This is a genomic window from Fuerstiella marisgermanici (genome assembly GCF_001983935.1).
GTDB lineage: Bacteria > Planctomycetota > Planctomycetia > Planctomycetales > Planctomycetaceae > Fuerstiella > Fuerstiella marisgermanici.
Genome location: NZ_CP017641.1, coordinates 6,689,243 through 6,709,895, shown reverse-complemented (window position 1 = coordinate 6,709,895; position 20,653 = coordinate 6,689,243). Strand labels below are relative to the sequence as shown.

The window sequence follows — 20,653 nt, the reverse complement described above, 5'->3', positions numbered from 1 at the left end:
GCACGGTCGTTGATCGCCATTCGGGAACGCCTGCGTCGTTCCGACCCACAATCGTCACCAGAGCGGGACATTGCCTGAGCATTCTGCGGAATCGGGAATTTCCGGGACCGGACGATTGATTTTTCAGATACGCGGGTATGCTGAGAGCCTACAGCGACTCCGGCATTCGACTGGTTTTGTTGAGTTGTACAACTTTGATTCGCCCGGCCTGCGTCAGGCACGGGAGCGAAATGCGTGTGTCTCACATGGAGGCACAGACACTCGTATTTAACCATAGGGGCTAAGCTCCTCGTCTCGAACGTTGGCAGGAGCCGACCGACGAGAAAAACAAGAAGAAGGGGATTCGCGTGCATCGTCTCGATTCAGGAATGAAGGCGATCATTGAACAAGCCAGGGAAAGAGGCTTTGTCACTGTTCAACAAGCTCACGAGTGGCTGCCGGATGAAGGCGGCGACCCGGCAATGGTCGACAACCTGATCAAAGCCATGGATGAGGCGGGAGTCGATTTTATCGAAGATCCCGACATCCCGCTGGAACCAGAACCGATTGAAGAAGAGATCCGTGAAGAGCAGGCCGAGAAAGCGGCTCGTGCTCTGCTTGGTGCCGAAACGTCTGCGCTATCGTCACGTGACCCCATTCGTATGTATCTCAGCCAAATGGGGAACATCCCGCTGCTGAGTCGCGACCGGGAAATCTTTCTGGCCAAACAGATCGAAATCACACGCAAGCGAATGCGACGTCATGTCGTCGAATCTGATTTCGCACTTCGCATCGCCGTCGACATCATCGAGAAAGTCAAACGCCAGGAATTGCCCTTCGAACGTACTCTGCGAACTTCAGAAACTGAAGACGTTCGCAAAGAACAAATCGAAGGCCGCATGGAAAGCAATCTGGCCACGCTTAATGTGTTGATGGCCGAAAATGAAGCCGACTTCAAGGCGACTCGTGGCCTGCCCGATGGCGACCCGGAGAAGGAAGTCCTCGAACAGCGTCTCCGCAATCGTCGCGTCAAGATGTGTACGCTGTGCGAAGAACTCAGCGTGCGAACGCACCGCATGCAGCCTGTCATGAAACGCATGCTGCAGATCGGTGAACGCATCGAACAGTTGCAGGACGAAATCGCCTGCCTGAAGGGACTGCGTACCGCCGAATCGGAACGCGAGTCGCTGGAACGCGAACTGGAAGAATACGTGCAGATGGTTCTGGAAACTCCAGACCAGTTCCTCGCACGATGTCGCGAGATCAAAAGCCGCATGGATGGCTGGACAGACGCCAAACAAAAACTGTCTGGCGGTAACCTGCGACTTGTTGTTTCGATTGCCAAGAAGTACCGCAACCGAGGCCTCAGCTTTCTGGACCTGATCCAGGAAGGCAATGCGGGCCTGATGCGAGGCGTCGAAAAGTACGAATACCGTCGCGGCTATAAGTTCTCAACGTACGCAACGTGGTGGATTCGTCAGGCGATCACTCGCGCTGTCGCGGATCATGCTCGAACCATTCGTATTCCGGTTCACATGTTCCAAAACATCTCAATGCTAAAAGCCAAGGCGGAAGAAATTCGCCAGGCAACCGGCCGCGAGCCCAGCAACGAAGAGCTGGCTGAAGCGGTTGGTATGAGCATCGAGGAAACCGAACGCATCATGAAGACGTGGAAGCATCCGATCAGCCTGGATACTCCCGTCGGCGAAAGCGAAGACAGCAGCTTTGGTGAGTTCCTTGAGGACTCACACGAACAAAGCCCGGCCGAATCAGCTGCCAAGCAGATGCTGCGTGACAAAATCGACCACGTGCTGAAAAGCCTGACCTACCGCGAACGCGAAATCGTCAAGCTGCGATACGGACTGGGTGATGGCTACAGCTACACGCTGGAAGAAACCGGTCGCATCTTCAAAGTGACTCGCGAACGTATCCGCCAGATCGAAAGCAAGGCTCTGAAGAAGCTGCAGCACCACACGCGAGCCATCCACTTGCGTGGCTTCGTGGATCACGTGCCTGATGAAGAAGAAGAACAGCCAAAAGAAAGCTCAGAGTCAAACGCGGACGCCGTAGGCGTTGCCTGATGGTCTGAGCCTGTGTTCCGGTAATCTACGAGGCGACTTTGTGGCATTCACAAAGTCGCCTTTTTTCGTTTTCAGGCCCGATCACATCGGCTACCGAGCGGTCGCCTGGTTTTCACCGAAACAAACGGTGATCACAACTCGCAACCGATGACAAAGCAGGGATTTTGTTACGCCGCCTTCAACTTTCCGCCCGTCCTTCGTCGACGTTCACGTTCTGGACACCTATTATCTGCGAAGTTTCAGATCGGCAAACAAAATTTGACTTGAGGACCACGTCCTCGCTGGCTTAACGAAGAGAATATTATGGGATTGTTCGAAGGCAAAAAGGGGCTGGTTCTGGGGATCGCCAACAACTTCTCCATCGCGTGGGCCATCACGCAGAAGCTGCACGAACAGGGTGCAGAAATGGCATTCACGCACCTGCCCGACGGCGAACGCCCCAAGAACGAAAAGAAGGTTCGCAAACTTGTCGAACCGATCGGCGCAAAGTTTGTGATGCCGTGCGACGTTTGCGATGACTCACACATCGAAGCCGTCATGGACAAGACGGCCGCCGAATTCGGCAAGATTGACTTTCTGCTTCACAGTATCGCCTTCGCCCCACCCGCCGACCTGACTGGGCCGACCTACGCGTGCAGCCGCAAGGGTTTTGCAACAGCCATGGAAATCAGCGCGTACAGCCTGCTGGCTGTTACCGGCGCGGCGAAAAAGAAAGGCATCCTGAACGAAGGCGCCAGCGTGCTGACGCTGTCGTACTTTGGTGGCGAAGAAGTCATCCCCGGCTACAACCTGATGGGCATCTGCAAAGCGGCTTTGGAATGTGAAGTCCGCTACCTCGCCAGTGAACTTGGTCAGGATGGCGTGCGAGTCAACGCAATCAGCGCCGGCCCTCTGAAGACCGTCAGTGCTCAGGGTGTGGGTGACTTCGACCAGATGCTCTCACTGTACGCAGCCGTTTCCCCGATGCGTGACAACATCGACATGGACGACGTCGGCAAGTCTGGCATGTTTCTGCTAAGCGATCTTGCCAGCGGCATTACGGCGGAAGTGATTCATGTGGATAAAGGCTTCAGCAAAATGGGAGCACCACCCGCCGACTTTGCGGATTCGATGAAGTCGTAGAAGCCGCCATGTCTTCGCCAACAAAAGTCGCCATTGCCGTGGTGGAATCCGTGGGCCATGTCCTGGTCGGCACACGAGCAGCCGATGTGCCCTTGCCGGGCATGGCCGAATTCCCAGGCGGTAAATGTCATCCGGATGAAACGCCGCGAAGCTGCGCGGTGCGTGAGTGTCGTGAAGAAACCGGTCTGATGGTGACGCCGCGAGACCATCTGGCAACGGCAACGCATACGTATGACCACGGCACAGTGGAACTCCACTTCTGGCGATGCCACCTCACGCCGGACCTGCCGGATCTTGCGTCCGCGGCCAAGCCGTTTCGATGGGTCAAGATCGAAGACCTTTCTGCGTTGAACTTCCCGGAAGCCAACGCAGAAGTGCTTTCGATGCTGGCAGGTTCGTAGCCATGTCTGATTCGAGTGCCCCGGTCAACGCCGTCATCATCGTTGACCATGGCTCACGCCGCGAAGCCAGCAATGACATGCTGCTGAAAGCGACAGAAGCGTTCGCTCAGCAGTCGTCGTACGACATTGTCGAACCGGCTCACATGGAGCTGGCCCAACCCGACATCGCCGCCGCCTACCGCAACTGCGTCGCTCGCGGAGCAAAACGCATCATCGTCTTCCCCTACTTCCTGTCGCCCGGTCGCCACTGGAACGAAGACATCCCCAACCTCGTCAAATCCGCCGCCCTGCCCTTCCCCGACACCGAATGGCTCGTCACCGCCCCCTTCGGCCTGCACCCGGGTATGTCATCCATCATCAACGACCGCATCCGGCATTGCCTGGAAGTCGCGGAGGCGGGCGAGGGATCGTGTGATGTTTGTGACGCTGAAGAGCCGTGCCATATTCGCGACGGTAAGACCTGAGCGCTTGGCTTGAAGCGTTGACAGCGAGCAAGATGCGAAGAGGAAGTGGATTCGATGACTGACACGTTCCTTGCCGGAAAATTGCACCGCCACAAGTTGCCGCCGGAAAGTGTGGCACGAATCTCCGAGTCGTGAGCGAGTACAAAAATGCCTCTCGTTTGCACTGTGCGCCGCCCTCCGCTGTTATGATTCGTTCGATCGCCCACCCCCACAGCGGCATCGGGTCCGCTGTGCGGACCATTCACGAGCCGCCTGTCCGCACCCGATCAGAGCCTGGTCGCGTTCGGGCAACCGCCAGGACAGATTTCTCACGGCCGAGCGCAGAGCCAGAAGGAACCCACCGGGCGTCCGCAAGATTACCGCACATCGTGATCGCAACCGATGGTCCGCACAGCTGACCCTACCTGGCTACGCAATGCCGGAACCTGATGCACGTTTTTCGCCCGCCGATCCAGGCAATGTCCACGAAAGCCATAGACTATCTAAGAAGGCGGTTGGCTGTTGCGATTGATCCGGAACAACGCATCGCACACCGCAATATGAAGCGAGGTTGCAGCGAGCACGAGGCCAGCCGTGAGAGACACCTTGCCGAGTATCGGAGGGTACGAACGAGGCGAAAGCCAAATCGAATAAAGGCCAATGGCGACCAACGCTATCAAACTTAGAGCAAACGCGAACGCTGGGCATCTGACGGGGGCGCGCATGCGGTGTCGTCCAGACGAATCGGAGTTATTGTCGAAAGTTGTGTTCTTGAGTGAATGAGAAAGGTGGCGCATCCTGTTGGAACTTCTCCTCTCCAACGGCCCGAAGTGGGCAAAGGAATACGCTATGAGCAAGACTAAAACAGACCGAACCAAAGTGCCAGTGGGTCAAGCGCTCGATCCCGAAGTGATTTCCTTTCGGGCTCAGTTCGACGAGCGAAGTCCGCTCGACGAGATTGTCCGTGAGGGAGCCAGGCGGATGCTACAAACCGCAGTCGATGCCGAGGTGGATGCGTTCGTCGCCATGCATGCGGATCGGACTGACGAGCACGGCCGGCGACTGGTCGTCAAGAACGGAAGCCTTCCGGAGCGGGACATCCTCACCGGTGCCGGAGCGATTCCGGTCACTCAGGGGCGTGTCCGCGACAACGATCCTGATCGCGAAAAACGGGTGGCTTTCTCGCCAAGCGTGCTTCCGAGCTATCTGCGAAAAACGAAGGCCATTGAAGAACTCATCCCCTGGCTTTACCTCAAAGGAATTTCCACGGGTGACTTCAACGAGGCGTTGCAGTCGCTCGTCGGCGAGCGGGCCGCCGGGCTGAGTCCCAACGTGGTTTGCCGGCTCAAGGATCAGTGGTGCAGCGAATACGATGACTGGAGCAAGCGGGATCTATCGAACAAGCAGTACGTTTACATCTGGGCCGACGGCATTCACGCGAAGCTCCGACTGGAGGATGACGCCAATAAAAAGCAGTGTTTGCTGGTGCTGATGGGGGCTACGCCGGAAGGCCAGAAAGAATTGATCGCGGTGCTGGACGGTTACCGCGAGAGCGAGCAGAGCTGGTGCGAGTTACTGGTCGACTTGAAGCAACGTGGCCTGCAATTGTCACCGAAGGTTGCCGTTGGCGATGGTGCGCTTGGCTTCTGGGCCGCGATCCGCAAAGTATTCCCCGAGACTCGTGAACAACGCTGTTGGGTTCACAAGACGGCCAATGTTCTCAACAAGATGCCTAAGAGCGTTCAACCCAAAGCGAAAGGCGACCTGCACGAAATCTGGCAGGCAGAAACGAAGGACGATGCGAACAAAGCGTTCGATAAATTCATTGAAAAGTACGGTGCGAAGTATGCAGCGGCTTGCGATTGCCTGAAGAAGGACCGCGACGAGCTGCTGACGTTCTACGATTTCCCGGCCGAACACTGGAGCCACTTGCGGACAACCAACCCGATCGAATCCACCTTCGCGACGATCCGCCTTCGTCACCGCAAGACCAAAGGCAGCGGAACAAGACGGGCGAGCTTAGCGATGATGTTCAAGCTGGCTCAGTCAGCATCGAAGAAATGGAGACGACTCAACTGCCACGAAAAGATCACACTCGTCATCGAAGGACGTTCCTTCAAAGACGGAATCATGCAGGATGATATCGCCGCCTAAATCAAAAACCCAAAACACAACATTTGACAATTGCTCGACGAATCGTTAGTGAGTTGCCAGACTGACTAACACCGCAATTGCAGAAAGGTACCGCTGATTCAGAAGCTTTTGCCTAATGCCTCAGAGTTATTGTCACACTTGTCGGGCCCGGCCTGGATTCAATCGTAATGCTAAGATGATGTCCATCTTTTGAAAACTCCAGACCAAGCGGAACAATCCGTCCGATGCGTTCGGCTTTCCAGCCTCGCTGTCCAAGCAAATAAGCATAGAACGTCTTCAGTTCGTCCACACTAGCTGTCGTGCGATAGAACTGATTCATGTGTTCATCCAGCATACTATCCTTGAATCCCAGAACAGGCAACGTTCGGAGATCAATGGTCTGTGTCGACCGATCCGTGGATCGTTGTATTGGCGTCAAGTCCAGATTCCTTGCATCTTCACGTGACCCCCAAGTCTCCAATCGGTGAGTGCTCGTCATGCTCAGAAAAAAACGTCGACCACCGAGCCACATCATCCACTTTATCTTCGGTACGAATGCGGGTTTGATTGCGGGTCGGACGTCGACCGTCGGTATCACCTGAGCCAACTTGGTTGTTGCATAGTCGACAATTTGTATGGATTGATCACCAGCAACAGCCAAAAGTGATCCATCTCCGGAAAAGCAGAAAGCCGATGGATTGTCCACGCGATGACAAATCGGTACCTCCGCGCCCGAGTCCGTTCGAGCAAATAGCTTCCTGTCGCGCTGAATTAGGTAATCACCATTTGCCGGGTTCAGCGGTGATGGAGCCTTGACGTACGCGGATTTCAAACCAGCAAGTCTTGTGCAACCCGGAATCTGCCAGATCTCCGTGTTCTTCCCAGAGACCGCAAGCGTTGCTTCATCGACGTAACATAGCTGGCGCGGCTCGACTCCTGAGTTGAAAGTCGTTGATTTTTTCAAGTGTCTGTTGCTGTATAGGTGAATCGGCGCAAAGTGTTCGCGGCACACTGCGATCTGTTCCGAGTTGGGTGCTACAGCGACACTCCAAATTGCGTGCCGCCGGACATCATTGTTTGACGCTATAACGGTGCCAGTTTCTGTTTCCCACGTCGTCAATCGTCCGCCATCATCACCGGTAATGAACCAGTCCCATCTTGACTGAACGCGGCAGCAGTGATTCTTGTTTTAGAGTTTGTGGGGTCTGTGTAGAGCCGGACGGGCTCAGTCTGCGCTCCATGCCATAACGAAAGATTTCCCACCCCAGCGGCAAGGTATCTGAGTTGATCGGGATGTGGTATCAGAAAATCGATCGTGGGAACCTCTTTAACCGATAGCAGCTCCAGGGAAGCGTAGTCCGGTGGCTCCCACGCCTTGACTTGCTCAGCCGTTGGTTCAGGAATCAGCCGTGCATCGTCGATGGCCCTAATCAACGAGTCGTCGGCTGGAATGATTTGAGACTGCCAGGTGCCCGGCTCGGGAGCAACTGCCCGACCTCCTCCCGAAACAGCATTGCTTCCAGCTACGGGCTCCCTATGAAGCTCTGTATGGGATCGAACCGAACCTTCGTCACCACAGCCCGTTACAAGCACCAAAACCGACGCAAAGATGGCCAATCTCAGACATCGACGCATGGCGAGAATAGCCCTGAGAACCTGAGAGTTTGAACTCGCCATCGTATTGACTCCCCGATCGAGCCCGTAACGCTCGACACACGGCGTGGGATGGAGGCGAGGATGCAGCGGTACCACTTCGCCATTTAAACTGCCATCCGTTGCTGCGCCGCCGCCGGTACGAATTCCTAGCTGTGACGGAACAAACAGATGTTCAAGTGAGCCGCTGCGCGGCGGGGTATTTTCTAATGGAGTCTGATTTGCGAATGTAGTGAAATCTTGTGCCATGTCTTTCTGATTGTTTCTTTCACTTTCAGGGAGACCATTTCATGTCACACGATCATTCTTCACAGAACGGGAACAACAGCAACTCGGACGAACAACGCAGTAACAACCAACCCACGAAGTCGCTCCGCGAACGGATGTCGCAGGATCTGCAGTTGCGGGGTATGGCGCAACGGACTCATGATGGCTACCTTCGCGAAGTTCGCAAGCTGGCCGGTCATTACCACACGCCGCCGGATCAGCTTTCCGAACAACAGGTCGCCGACTATCTGTTGTACCTGATCAACGACTGCGAGTTCGCTCCGGGTTCGCTGCGAGTCGCTTACAGTGGGCTCAAATTCTTCTACAAGTACACCGAACCGCGTGACTGGAAAGTGCTCACGAAGCTGCGTATTCCGAAACAGAAAACGCTGCCGGATGTGCTGTCCATCGACGAAGTTCACCGACTGATCGCCGCCGTGCGGCAGCCGCGCAATCGAGCCTACTTCTGGGCCACCTATACGCTCGGCCTGCGGATGAGCGAAGCGCTGAGTCTGCAGATCGGCGACATCGATGCCGAACGCATGCTGGTGCATGTGCATCGTGGCAAGGGCGCGAAGGATCGCTTCGTGACGTTGCCGCATTCGACGCTGCATGTGCTGCGCAGTTACTGGAAGACGCATCGCAATCCAACGCTGCTGTTTCCGCAGATCGGACGCACGAAGAAAGAGGGCCCGACGACGTCGCGGCCGATGGATCCGTCGACCGTGCAAGGCTGCATCAAGGATGTGGTCAGCGAGCTCGGCTTCACCAAGCAGGTTTCGATCCACACGCTGCGGCACAGCATCGCCACGCATCTGTTTGAGGCCGGCGTGTCGCTGCGCTGGATTCAGAAGTTCCTTGGCCATAAGAACCTGCAGACGACGCTGGTCTACCTGCATCTGACGGATCCGAAGGAAGAAGACGGTCGCAAGACTCACGACGATATCGCCGACGCGGGAACATTGTTCGACAACATGTTTCCGCCGCCCGGCGAACCACCTATCGGTCCTGACAACGATCCGCACCGAAATCGCAAGCCGCGATAGATGCCGACCGTTGCCGACGTATTGCGGCAGCACGGGGACGACTATCTGAAACAGTTCGGCGAACGCATGCCGTTGCAGCACAAGCGCGTGCTGAGTTTCATATCAAAGTGTCGCACCGGAGAACTGGGCCATCTGCGATACGACTGCGGCGACTGCCAGCGAACTCACTGGGTGGGACGCAGTTGCAACAACCGACACTGCCCGAACTGCCAGTCTGACAAGACGCAGAAGTGGCTCGCCGATCGTCTGTCCGAATTGCTGCCGGTGCCCTACTTTATGGTCACCTTCACAGTGCCCGAAGCGCTGCGGAAGGTCGTGCGCGCTCACCAGGACGTGTGCTATCGAGCGTTGTTCGACTGTGGCAGTCAGACGATTCACGAACTGGCGTCTGGAAAGCGGTTCGTTGGCACGAAGCGGATGGGCTTCTTCGGAGTTCTGCACACGTGGGGGCGAGACTTCACGGTCTACAATCCGCACGTGCATTTCGTGGTGCCCGGCGGTGGTGTTTCGGAAGATGGTTCGCAGGAGCCAACGGCCACGCCTCGGCGCATGAAACGCACCAGGTCAAGCGGCTCGCCACGCCATGGTCCGCCGGGACCGCCCGGCTGGCAGCAGTGTCCGCCGAATTTTCTGCTGCCGGAGAAGGCCGCGTCCACAGTCTTCCCCGCGAAGTTTCGCGATGCGGTTCGAGCGGCGGGGATTGAGGACGAATTTCTGGCCGCTGATCCGCGTGCGTGGACTCGGCCGTGGGTGATGGATGTCGAAGCGGTGGGCGACGGACGCGGCGTGCTGAAGTATCTGGCTCCGTACGTTTACCGTGTGGCGATCAGTAACAACCGCATCGAGTCGATGAATGAGACTCACGTGACCTATCGCTACACGCCGTCGGGGAAGAAGTTTTCGAAGCGTCGCAAAGTTTCGGGGCAGGAGTTTGTGAGAGGCTTTTTGCAGCACGTGTTGCCGCCGAACTTTCACAGAATCCGCTACTACGGTTTTTTGCACTCACACAGTTCGCTGAGTATCGACTATGTGCGGATGCTGGCGTGTTTCTACCTGGGCATGTGTTACATCCTGGCGAAGCGAGCCGTTGCGGAAGAACCACCGAAGCGGCCGATGGTGTGTCGTGAATGCGGCGGTGACCTGCATCTGGTGATGATCACCGATCACGTCGGCCGAGTCCTGTACGAACACCCGCTGCCGTATCTCGATTCCGGATGATGACGTTGTCACACCGAACGAAGCCGAGTCTTCGAAGCCTGTCGAAACGACAGGACGCCTGAGCCAATCGATCACGTAACCGTGGAGCAACCGAGTCTCTTAACGCTGCGCGGTGAGTAAATTCTGCACGAAACGAAGCAGAAAAACTCAGCCTTTCGCACCCAGCCGGGCTCCTTGAACAAAGCGTTTGAGCTTCGGCTCGACCAACCTGCATCGCCACCAACTCAAACAACAACATCAACCCCGCGACCAACCCGCCAACTACCATCGCCGCGAAGTCAAACGCTCATTAGTTATCTCGGAGTCAGTCAGGGTGCCATGCCTTCGCTGAACGTGCGCACGCTTTTATTCAGGCTATCGAACGTCACTGCACCGATGCCAGTCATGGTAAGCCGGGCTGCTGTGTTGCGAGTCTATTGGCGGCGTTCACCATGCGATAAATTGAAGGCAGATGACAGCCCACAGCACGCGGCATGCGGGAGCAAACATGACTTCCCTACCACTTATCTTCGGTAAACTCCGTTGAAGTTTCGCTTGCGAGCTCGACTGATCTCAGCACGTTGGAAATCCAGGTGCGAGTGTGACGTCGGCCGGAATTAAAGAGCCCCGTTAACAGAAATGGGGGCCAAAGCACGTGAGCAACCTGGAGCGTTTGGAAAACCTGCCAGCGTACCACCTGATTGGGATTATTTACGACATAAATCCACAGGACACCGCCGACGATCAGCAGTACTGGCAGACCAATTCCGATGATGAACGCCAACGCAGTACGCCGCATGCCTTTTAAGAGGCGTTCGAAACCCAGCCGGTAGTGAACCTCTACGGTGTCGGGACCGATCCGTTTCAGGTCAAACACAGCTTCGCTGAAATACATTCCCGTTGGCTGATTACAGATTAGAGGGCCAGTCTTGCGAATCTGAATGCGTTCATCGGTGCGTTCGGTGATTTCAAACAGAGAAGCGAAGACCCCCGGTACTCCAGAGTCCAACAATGTTCGGCCGAGCAGCCGACTGACTTCCGAACGGCTGCCGCGAACCGTTTGAATTCCCGTGACATCAATATCGCTGAGTGGTTATGGTTCGTCGAAACGCGCCATCGGCCAGGATTCCGTAGCCGTCCGAGTCCCCTGCCCCAATCGAGCCGCCTTCCGAAATGAAATCGCCCAGACGATGACAGCGATAAACATGACACCGGCGAAGATTATCTGTGTCAGCTCGACACTCATCGCTCAATCCTCCCTTGAGTTACCACACGAACGAGGTCGAATACCGCTCGGCTCAGGAATTCTTGCTAAGAATTCCTGAGCCGCAAATTTCATCGCGTATCACTCCATGGGCGAGCAGACTCCTGAATACGGATATCTGATGTCCATGGCGGCTGTTCGGCATGCTATCAAGGAGATGCCAGACAAGCCTCCAGCGACACGCTTCGCTGGGTGAAGATCAAAGGCGAATCGGACCTCGGAACCAGATCATCCGCGCGACCATTCGCGCTGTCCAGGCCGAGGCGCCTCGGCGGGCGGTTGGAGCTTGTGCTCCGAATGGAAGTTGTAGTTCCCACTGGCCACTTGCCGCATCCAGCGACCAACGAAAGCAGCACCGGCGCTTCAGCCCGAACAACGTCACCCGTTCACCACGCCAATCGGCAGGCGGGCCGTCCCGCCCGGCCTAATTAAACCACAACGCGAAGTTGAAGAATTGGCCTCGGAAGTTGGCCATCATCTTTTGCCATTTCTCAGGCGATGTGATGTCGCCTTTTTCGAGGTAGGGCTGCAAGCCTGTGCCCTGCAGCCATAGAGCCAGGTCAAATCGCGTGGGTTCTGTGAAGATCTTTCGCACATTTATGCCGATGTCGGGGTTTACGGGGAAGCGGTTGGTGAAGGGGGAAACTCCGCCTTTAATGCCGCGCCAGAAGGGCACCAGCTTCTTGCCCTGCAGGATCAGTTCCAGCTCGTCGAGGAACTCGTGCCACCCGGTAATTTGAGCTCGGCCGATGCTGAAGCCCTTCATAACAGACGTCTGCTTCGAATTTGGCAGCCATTCGTTTTCGTCATCCTCTTCGGCTTCAATCAGTTTCCATGAAGCGCGGCTGAGGCGAATTACGGTCTCCATGTGCATCAGAGCCTTCTGCATGCGTTCCGGTTCGACCACTTCGTAGTTGATGGTGTGCAGCCACGCGACGAAGTCGAAAATATTCTGACCACCAAATCCCATGAATGGTCCGATTCCTTCCGCCTGCAGGTATTCGTAGGGCGAATCGACGTTCGGGTAGAACAGGTGAGCAGTCCGCTCGAACTGATCCTGCCAGTCGTGAGCCAGCACGATCTCTCCCAGCGCCGACAACGCATGACAGTAACCCTGCAGCCAGGGGACGTCGCCCGCGTCGAACACGATGGGGAATTTTTTCGGCGCAGCGGCTTCGGGCGGCCGCCGAGGATTCTGCAGCACTTGAGTGATATGCCACAGGCTTTCTTCGTTGGTGACTTCGCCATCGTTGTTGAGGTCGAGTCGAATCTGACCCAGCTTCAGCGGCAACCGCACATCATCCGGCGTGACGGCAGACAGCGTCTGTTCTGCCCGCTGCAGCTGATTCACAAAACGTTGCAGCATCGCCCGAGCATCCTTGTACGAAATTTGTTCGGGCTGCTTGTTTTCTTCGATCGGCAATCGCATGAATGGAATTGATCGAGCACGCCTGCCCAGCAGACCAAATCGATACTGGTCCTGTCCCAGCCCTTCAATCGCCTGCAGAAACTCGACAACTCCCAGACTAAACCGAGCCTGTTGGTTGGCAGAATCCTTTTCAACCAAAGCCTGCATCGCCGCTGCTCCGTCGGCCAGCTTTCCCTGCAACAGGTATTCTTCCACCGGAGCCGCTTCGTCTGCGACAACGCTGCCGGAAAAGTCCGTCGTTAGACACGCGACGGGAAGTAGGACGGACGTCAGTATTCGAGTGCAGCGCATGGCAGTCTCCAGTTGGGAATTGCGAACGGAAGATATTCGCCGCTGGCCCCACTATATTAGAGAATCCGGCAGAGAGTAAGTTACCGCGTCAGAAGCCCGGCTGTTCAGACCGCGTCTGATTCTTTCACCAGCAGCGTTCCATTCTGCGCGCCGCAAGTCAGAACGCTGGTGCCCACAGCCAGCAGCTGATTTCCCGGGTGCCGCGCCGGAAACGCGGTGCCTTCGATTTCGACCATCCCCATCGGTCGCAGCGCGGCGGAGACAACTCCGACGGTACCGGCGGGCGGGAAGTCGGGAAGCGTTTTGGTGGGAAGCTGCTGTTCAGGAGGCTCCCGCATTTGTTTTTGGGCGCGATCCCAATGTGGTTTGTCGGGGAAACCGAGTACGAATTGCTTGAGTAGATAGAGCGGCATGAAGACGGTAAACGAAATCGCGGCAGCGAAGGCTACACCGAGTACTCCGTCGAAAGGAAAAAAGTGGCCTAGCAACTCAATACACTTCGGCTTCGTCAGCAACAATAGCACGACACCAACCGGCAGCCATTTCAACAGCGTATCGATCGCTACGCCGTCAAGTCCGTAAAAGAAACCGACGACGGCGCCATGCACGAGGACGATGCGGACTGCGATCGAGAACGCTCTGGCCGCCTTGCGAGGAACGGCTGTTTGCTTCGAGCCGAATACCCACAGCAACGTGGCCGCGATGAATGCAGCGCAAACCAATGATACTTTGAGTAGCTCTGACTCGGTCATCGTTGGTATCGCCGGTAATACAAACTTCTGACGGTCAACGTAACATGGCCCCGTCATCTGGCCTTCAGTCAACTCCCCCCCAAGGGACATGGATTCAGATAGCCTTCAATTCGTGGCTCGACTCTGCGAGTCGAATACCTTCCGCTCAAAAAACACAATCCTTTCGCCCGCTGTGCAAGCCAGGCCAAGCCGGCTTGGCACGCCAAACCTTCTCGACTCGGAGAGTCGAGCCACAATTGTCGCGAACCGAGACAGAAACTGTGTTCTGTGAAGAATTCGAGAAGGCAAGAACCGGGAACCAGATGCACCGAATCAAATCGCCGTCCGGTGGCGAAGAGAGCATCACATCGGGTGCTGAGCTACGGCAGGAATTTATTCACCTTCAACCAGTCTTCCAGCCGAGCAGGCCAGGTGGCGAGAACCTTGTCGCTGCCACCGAGCCCCACGCCATGTCGACCTTTCTGGTAGATGTGCAGTTCGCAGTCAACCTTGTGCTGTCTCAACGCGGAATAGAACGCAATCGCATTCTCCACTGGCACGGCCTGGTCTTCCGTCGTGTGGAAGATGAACGTGGGCGGTGTGTTTTCGGTAACCCGCTTTTCGTTGGAAAGCAGTTCCACCAGTTCCGCGTTCTCGTAACGATCAGCACCAAGCAGATTGCGTCGTGAGCCCTTGTGAGTGAACGCTTCGTCCATCGTGATTACGGGATAACACAGAACCGCGAAGTCCGGACGACTGCTGAGTTTGTCAATCGGGTCGGTTGCGTTGGCGTTGCCTAAATCAAAATGAGTGGCCGCCGTAGACGCGAGGTGACCGCCTGCGGAAAAGCCCCAGACGCCGATTCGTTTGGGATCGACACCATGAGCCGCCGCGTTGTGTCGCACTGTCCGCATGGCTCGCAGCACATCACCCTTTTGAATCGGATGATGATACCCCTTCGAACCCAGCCGATATCGCAGGATCCACGCGCTGATGCCGCGATCGTTCAGCCACTTCACGATTTGGTGACCTTCATGATCCATCGCGAGGCCGCCGTAGCCGCCGCCGGGGCAAACCAGCACGCCGCAGCCGTTAGCTTTGTCTTTGGCGACCGGAAACGCCAGCAAAGCGGGCACGTCGTGTTCGCCGGTGCCGTTGGCTCCTGGAGCACCATCCGGCCACAGGGGTTGCCAGTCTTCGGCCTGAACTGAGGTGGCCAGAGCGGCAAGTAATACGCAGGAAACAGTAAGGCGAACGTTCAAGGTCGGGCTTTCTTTGTTGGCGGCCAAATTTGTTGACAGCTGAAGAGAGTGGGCGGGGCGGGAGGCCGTAGTCATATAGATTAGATCGCAATGCGGCCGCATTTCAAACGACCTAAGCCTTGCGTCGCCGCCCGGTTTGCGGACACTTCACGTTCTCGGCCTGTCATTTGACACAGACACCGTCATGCCCTCGCCCGTTGAACGAATTTTGCTGCTGACCCACGAGCTCTGCTTTCGCGGCTCGTCGATTCTCGCGCTGCGCCTGGCTCAGGGGCTTGAGGCCAATCGCATTGAAACGGTTGTGCTGTGCACGCACCGGTCGCCTTTGGACGCCAATCTCACAAACAATGTGCGGATCATTGATGTCCCCGGCTACACCATGCCCATTTGGGGGCGAGTCGTGCATCGCACGGTACTGCAGAACCTGATTGACCAGCCGCCGGACGTGATTCACGTGCAGGGGCCGAAGCTGCTGCCTCAAGCCATTTGGCTGGGCCGCACGCTCGAACGCCCCGTCGTGCTTAGTCTCACCGATCAGTGCGAGGCGGCTCGGATTGTTCTGCCATCTCAGGCCAATGTGTGCCGAGCCATCGCGTGCATCAGCGACAGCGTGAAGGCAGCCCTGCCGTCTCGCCTGGAACAAATCGAACAACGCGTCATTTTGCCGGGCGTACCCTTCGATCTCGAACGCCGCGACGCTCCTTTGCTGGAAGAAGGACGTGACCCGGTGGTCGGCATGGCGGGGCCGCTGGAAGCGATCAAGGGGGGATCGTTCTTTCTGCGAGCCTGCCATCGCGTGATTGAAGCAGGGGTTTCCATCCGCATTGTGGTGACGGGCTCCGGACCGGAAGGCAAGAACCTGCGCCGGCTGGCGACGTCGCTGGAACTGGATCCCTGCGTCACTTTTGTCGACGACGGCATTGCGATGTCCGCTTACCTGTCAGCCATCGACATCTTCTGTTTGCCATCGTTGCAGCAGGGGTTTGGCGTGATCATGCTGCAAGCGATGGCACTGGGGCGCCCCGTCATTGCGTCCGGCGTGGGTGGCATTCTAAGCATCATCGAAGACGAAAAGTGTGGGCTGATCGTTCCGCCGTCTGACAGCCGAGCACTGGCCGATCACATTCTGGAATTGCTGCGTGACCCGGAGAAGGCTCGTCGCCTTGCGATCGCCGGCAAGAACCTGGTCGAAGACCGCTTCACCACAGAACGCATGGTCAACGAAACCATCGCTCTTTATAACGACGTGGCGAAGACGGAAAGCACGTCGGTCGCGTCGATCCCCATTGCCACCGCAAAGGACGGCGTCGCATGAAGGCGGAAATTATCGCCATCGGATCCGAACTGACCTGCGGCGCGAGATTGGACACCAATAGTCAGTGGCTAAGTCGTGAACTGGAAGGTCGCGGCTGGACGGTTCAACGTCACACCACCGTCGCCGATGATCGCGACGCGATGGTCCGCATCTATCAGGAAGCGGCTCAGCGTTCGCACGTTGTCCTGATTACGGGAGGACTCGGCCCAACGTTGGACGACATCACTCGCGAAACACTGGCCGAAGCCTTCGACCAGAAGCTGGTGGAAGACACGCCTTCGCTGCAGCACATCGAAGCGTTGTTCCAAAGTCGCGGCCGCGAAATGCCCGAACGCAACAAGGTGCAGGCGCTGCGGCCCGAATTCTCCACCAGCATCCACAATGCCAACGGCACCGCCCCCGGCATTCTGATGAAGCTGGACAATCCGCCCTGCACCATCGCCGTGATGCCCGGTGTGCCGGCGGAAATGAGAAGCATGTTCCGCGAACAGGTTGTCGAATCGCTGCCCACCAGCGATGTGGTCACGCGAAGATCGGTGCTAAAGACGTTTGGCTATGGCGAATCTGACGCAGAACGTCTGCTGGGTGACTTAACGGCAAGAGGCCGCAACCCGGAAGTCGGTATCACCGCCAGCCAGGCCGTGATCTCACTGTCGATTACAGCTCGCGCTGGCAGCGTGGACGAATGCGAACTCTTGACAGCCGCGGTTCGTGAACAAATTCTTAACCGACTTGGCGACGCAGTCTACGGTGAAGGCGATGCAGAGCTACACGACGTCTTAGTCGCTGACCTGCTGCGACGCGACTTGACCTTGGCGCTGCTGGAGAGTTCCACCACCGGCGGGCTACTTGGTCAATGGTTTACGGAAACGGAAAATCACGCGAGCCGCCTGGCATTCAGCCAGCTCTACCCGTCGGCCGCTTCGTTCTCGGATCCAGAACTTGACTGGGAAGCCGCACTGCGAAACCGCAGTGCCGATTTGCTTCACGCCGGAGCCGCCGATTTTGTGCTGGCGTCATCGCCCGCAGCGTTAGTCACCAACGACAAGGGCGTGCCGATGCAGCAGGGCCGCGTCATTGTTGTGGGCAAAGAGCTGGACGTTTCTCAGGATGTGAGCATGACCGGCAACCTTGCCATCTTTCGCCAGCGAGCCGCGCGTACGGCCGCAAATCTTCTACGACTTTATCTCCTCCACGCAGCGAAATAGTCCGTTGACTGAGACCACTTCAAGCGACAACCCAGCAATTGTACGCCCCGCCACATGCGACGACCTTCCGGCACTGGAAAGCCTGATCGCCGAATTCGTAAAGGCCAATCGGCTGCTGCCGCGCACACCAGACGAACTGCAGGACCTTGTCCCATTCGGCTTTGTGGCCTGTCACGGCACACGGCTGGTTGGCTTTGCCGCGCTGGAAATTTATTCGTCCAAACTGGCAGAAATTCGCAGCCTCGCCGTGCTACCGGACATGCAAAACAAAGGACTCGGCAAACAACTGGTCCAGGCGTGCGTGGACCTCGCTCACAGCCGAAACATCCTGGAAGTCATGGCGATTACATCGTCTGACGAATTCTTCCGCAACTGCGGCTTCGACTTCACACTGCCAGGCGAGAAGAAGGCACTGTTCATTCAAACGCGCGAAGAAGCGTAGAAGTTGCACACCACCCCGTAGGTCCTGCCTGCCAGGCTGGACCTCGCCGCAGGCGACCCAATACCTTCCCGCAGCCGCCGCACATTCCGCTGTCGAACAGGCGACTCATCAACGCGCGCTTTTGCTGCCTCACCCCGCGCGCACTCTGCAAAGCCGGAAGTCCATTTTGGCAAAATGGACCTACTTATCGCCGTAAACCGGAGCCTTCCAGTCCTTCGGCAGCCTGCCCTGAGGTCGGACGCCATACGCATCGGCAGGGATTGGGTTGTCGGCCGCCGTTTGCAGTGGAAGATCATCAGGAAGGTGTTTCACCTTGAAGTCTTTGTACTGAATCGTCATCGCCGGCCCCACGTGCACTTGCACGGCCAGCACACCTTCCAGGCTTCGTCCGTCTTCGTCCAGATCAATCAGATCGGCGGTCTTGTGGCCGTCGATCCAATGCTGATGGTGATTGCCTTCCACCAACACGCGGAAGTCATGCCACTCGCCGGCAGCAAAATTCTCCACCGGCATCTTTCCGACGACCCACGGCTGGCCGTCGGGATCGATAATGACTTTCTCACCGGTGTGAGACAAAATGCGGCGGCCCTTTTCTTCGTAAAGCATTCCGTTGTAGTTGGGATTGTTGGCCACGACGTCGCACTGGTAACCCGTCACGATGTCCAGACCCAAATCCGGTCGCGACGTGCCGCGATACTGAATGCCGCTGTTACCTCCCGGAGTCACTTTCACCTTCACGCGCAAATCGAAGTTCCGGAGCGTCGCGTCTTTCCAGGTGATGAAGCGATTCATCTTTAGCGATCCGTCGGTCTTGCCCGTTAGAGCTCCATCTTCGACCGACCAGTACTGCGAATCACCCGTCCAGTGACGAAGCGTCTTACCGTCGAACACGCGAACAAACCCGTCAGCGTCCATTCTGGCGCCAACATTCGCGGCGGCAACCGGATGAGGCACGGTGGAGGCCGTGAATTCTCCCTTCAGCGGATCCAGCGGCCCGCCGACTTCCCTGACTCGCGCTGTGGTCCGTTCTCGCATGGCCGTTAGCGTTTCCGCGTGCTGCGGGTTGTCAGCCAGGTTAATCAGTTCGTCCGGATCATTCTTCAGGTCATGCAGAAACTCGCGGTTGCCATGGTCGAAGTATCGTACGTACTTGTACTGCTCATTCCGCAAGCCTTCGAAGGCGGGAATGCGGTTTCGCACGGCGAAGTGTTCGTGAAAGGTCTCCGTCCGCCAGTCCGCCGGTTTTCCTGCTGAGACAATCGGCTTCAGACTGGCACCCTGGTAACGTTTCGGAATCTCAGCACCCGCCCAATCCAGAAACGTGGCGGGCAGGTCCAGATTCAGAGCAATCGCGTCCGTCACCTGACCACGCTGGCGATCGGGCACTCGCGGGTCCATAACAATCATGGGCACCCGAAGAGACTCTTCGTAGTGAGACCACTTTCCGGCGAGTCCTCGATTGCCCATATGGTAACCGTTGTCTGCCGTGTACACGACGATAGTGTTGTCAGCCAGTCCCGCTTCTTCCAGCGCCTGCATAAACCGCCCGATGGCCCCATCAATGCCGCTCACCATTCGGTAATAGGCTCGCATGTTCGTCAGGTAACGTTCGTCTGTATTCCATCGCCAGAAGAAGCGTTCGCGATTGATGGTGGTCTTCAGGAAGTCAGGCAACGCGTCGAAAATTGCCGGATCGTTGAGTCTCGGCGGCGCTATGGCGATGTCATCGTACATGCCATCCACCGCGCGAGGCCACGGAAAGGCACCGATGCCAGGCCGACGGTCGCTGTCTTCGGCGTGACAGGCGTTGAACCACATGTTTAACGCGAATGGCTTGTCCTTCGGTTGAGATTTCAGAAACTCAATCCCGCGATCAACAATAACTTCCGTTTCATGCCGCAGGCTGCCGTCCGGCTGCTTTTTGTAGAAAGGATTGCGACTGATGGCCTCGAATTCGTCAAAGTGGTCAGCATTCTTATACCCCTTCGGCATCTTGGCGTGCCACTTGCCGAAGTAGCCGGTGCGATACCCGTTCTGGCGCAGGATGTCTGAATAAAGCGTCTCAACCGCATCGGCTCGCGCCTGTTCCGGGTTGCTGGGTGTCCCGTAACTGCGGCCGATCAGGCCCGTCAGAATCGTGGTACGGCTGACCCAACAAATGGAATGACTGACGAATGCATTTTCAAACCGAGTTCCCCGCGCGGCGAGCGTGTCGATGTTGGGTGTCTTGATGACATCGTTGCCATAGCACCCGACCGTGCTGGTGGTTTGATCGTCGGCAAAAAAGAACACGATGTTCGGTTGCTCACCGGCAGACAGACTTGCCATTGATGCGGCAAGGATGGGGAGAAGTACGAGAAATGTTTTCATGTTCGTTCGCATGTATGAA

The 20,653-nt window shown here is 56.8% G+C and carries 18 protein-coding genes; 10 read left to right on the top strand and 8 right to left on the bottom strand.

What is annotated here, in order from left to right:
• Positions 1-347 precede the first annotated feature (347 nt).
• From Fuma_RS25195 to Fuma_RS25175, 5 genes are all read left to right on the top strand, one after another.
• Positions 348-2,060, top strand: coding sequence for a sigma-70 family RNA polymerase sigma factor (locus Fuma_RS25195; RefSeq protein ID WP_077026553.1), 1,713 nt, complete (start codon positions 348-350; stop codon positions 2,058-2,060).
• A 303-nt stretch (positions 2,061-2,363) separates the two neighbouring features.
• Positions 2,364-3,182 carry an enoyl-ACP reductase FabI gene (locus Fuma_RS25190; RefSeq protein ID WP_077026552.1) on the top strand — a complete coding sequence of 273 codons (819 nt, stop codon included), beginning with the start codon at positions 2,364-2,366 and terminating at the stop codon, positions 3,180-3,182.
• 8 nt (positions 3,183-3,190) lie between these two features.
• On the top strand, positions 3,191-3,583 hold the full coding sequence (locus Fuma_RS25185) for a (deoxy)nucleoside triphosphate pyrophosphohydrolase (RefSeq protein WP_077026551.1): 393 nt from the start codon (positions 3,191-3,193) through the stop codon (positions 3,581-3,583).
• Positions 3,584-3,585: 2 nt separating this feature from the next.
• On the top strand, positions 3,586-4,047 hold the full coding sequence (locus tag Fuma_RS25180) for a CbiX/SirB N-terminal domain-containing protein (protein ID WP_077026550.1): 462 nt from the start codon (positions 3,586-3,588) through the stop codon (positions 4,045-4,047).
• An 828-nt stretch (positions 4,048-4,875) separates the two neighbouring features.
• The gene (locus tag Fuma_RS25175; protein WP_077026549.1) at positions 4,876-6,180 is read left to right on the top strand and encodes an IS256 family transposase; all 1,305 of its coding nucleotides are present in this window, start codon (positions 4,876-4,878) and stop codon (positions 6,178-6,180) included.
• A 112-nt stretch (positions 6,181-6,292) separates the two neighbouring features.
• Here Fuma_RS25175 and Fuma_RS34970 read toward each other — a convergent pair whose 3' ends face one another.
• Both Fuma_RS34970 and Fuma_RS25165 read right to left on the bottom strand, forming a co-directional pair.
• Positions 6,293-6,499, bottom strand: a complete 207-nt coding sequence (locus Fuma_RS34970) for a hypothetical protein (protein WP_145944371.1) — start codon at positions 6,497-6,499, stop codon at positions 6,293-6,295.
• 776 nt (positions 6,500-7,275) lie between these two features.
• Positions 7,276-8,061, bottom strand: a complete 786-nt coding sequence (locus Fuma_RS25165) for a hypothetical protein (RefSeq protein WP_145944370.1) — start codon at positions 8,059-8,061, stop codon at positions 7,276-7,278.
• Between the two features lie 41 nt (positions 8,062-8,102).
• On the opposite strand from Fuma_RS25165, the gene Fuma_RS25160 reads away from it, so the two are divergent.
• Together Fuma_RS25160 and Fuma_RS25155 are read left to right on the top strand one after the other, a co-directional pair.
• Positions 8,103-9,125 (top strand): site-specific integrase, encoded by a 1,023-nt coding sequence (locus Fuma_RS25160; protein ID WP_077023011.1) that lies wholly within the window; start codon positions 8,103-8,105, stop codon positions 9,123-9,125.
• Entirely contained in the window at positions 9,126-10,343 is a 1,218-nt protein-coding gene (locus tag Fuma_RS25155) for an IS91 family transposase (protein WP_077023010.1), read from the top strand. It begins immediately after the preceding gene.
• A gap of 496 nt (positions 10,344-10,839) precedes the next feature.
• Here Fuma_RS25155 and Fuma_RS25150 read toward each other — a convergent pair whose 3' ends face one another.
• The 5 genes from Fuma_RS25150 to Fuma_RS25135 all read right to left on the bottom strand — a co-directional run bounded on the left by Fuma_RS25150 (position 10,840) and on the right by Fuma_RS25135 (position 15,299).
• Positions 10,840-11,334, bottom strand: a complete 495-nt coding sequence (locus Fuma_RS25150; protein ID WP_218922297.1) for a hypothetical protein — start codon at positions 11,332-11,334, stop codon at positions 10,840-10,842.
• A gap of 81 nt (positions 11,335-11,415) precedes the next feature.
• Positions 11,416-11,568 (bottom strand): hypothetical protein, encoded by a 153-nt coding sequence (locus Fuma_RS35445; protein ID WP_158521122.1) that lies wholly within the window; start codon positions 11,566-11,568, stop codon positions 11,416-11,418.
• A gap of 442 nt (positions 11,569-12,010) precedes the next feature.
• Positions 12,011-13,306: a tetratricopeptide repeat protein gene (locus Fuma_RS25145; RefSeq protein ID WP_083732312.1), complete on the bottom strand. Its 1,296-nt coding sequence runs from the start codon at positions 13,304-13,306 to the stop codon at positions 12,011-12,013.
• A gap of 104 nt (positions 13,307-13,410) precedes the next feature.
• A complete protein-coding gene (locus Fuma_RS25140) occupies positions 13,411-14,058 on the bottom strand; it encodes a hypothetical protein (RefSeq protein ID WP_077026545.1) in 648 nt (215 codons plus the stop codon).
• Positions 14,059-14,417: 359 nt separating this feature from the next.
• Positions 14,418-15,299 (bottom strand): alpha/beta hydrolase, encoded by an 882-nt coding sequence (locus tag Fuma_RS25135; protein ID WP_077028542.1) that lies wholly within the window; start codon positions 15,297-15,299, stop codon positions 14,418-14,420.
• A 184-nt stretch (positions 15,300-15,483) separates the two neighbouring features.
• Here Fuma_RS25135 and Fuma_RS25130 point away from each other — a divergent pair, with 184 nt between their 5' ends.
• The 3 genes from Fuma_RS25130 to Fuma_RS25120 are packed head-to-tail and all read left to right on the top strand — an operon-like array spanning position 15,484 to position 18,264.
• On the top strand, positions 15,484-16,614 hold the full coding sequence (locus tag Fuma_RS25130) for a glycosyltransferase family 4 protein (RefSeq protein ID WP_145944369.1): 1,131 nt from the start codon (positions 15,484-15,486) through the stop codon (positions 16,612-16,614).
• Complete coding sequence (locus Fuma_RS25125; protein WP_077026543.1) at positions 16,611-17,822, top strand: competence/damage-inducible protein A; 1,212 nt, start codon at positions 16,611-16,613, stop codon at positions 17,820-17,822. Before Fuma_RS25130 ends, Fuma_RS25125 begins: the two co-directional genes overlap by 4 nt.
• Positions 17,823-17,826: 4 nt before the next feature.
• A complete protein-coding gene (locus tag Fuma_RS25120) occupies positions 17,827-18,264 on the top strand; it encodes a GNAT family N-acetyltransferase (protein ID WP_077026542.1) in 438 nt (145 codons plus the stop codon).
• 180 nt (positions 18,265-18,444) lie between these two features.
• On the opposite strand, the gene Fuma_RS25115 is transcribed toward Fuma_RS25120, so the two are convergent.
• Complete coding sequence (locus Fuma_RS25115; RefSeq protein ID WP_077028541.1) at positions 18,445-20,634, bottom strand: sulfatase-like hydrolase/transferase; 2,190 nt, start codon at positions 20,632-20,634, stop codon at positions 18,445-18,447.
• Positions 20,635-20,653: the final 19 nt, after the last annotated feature.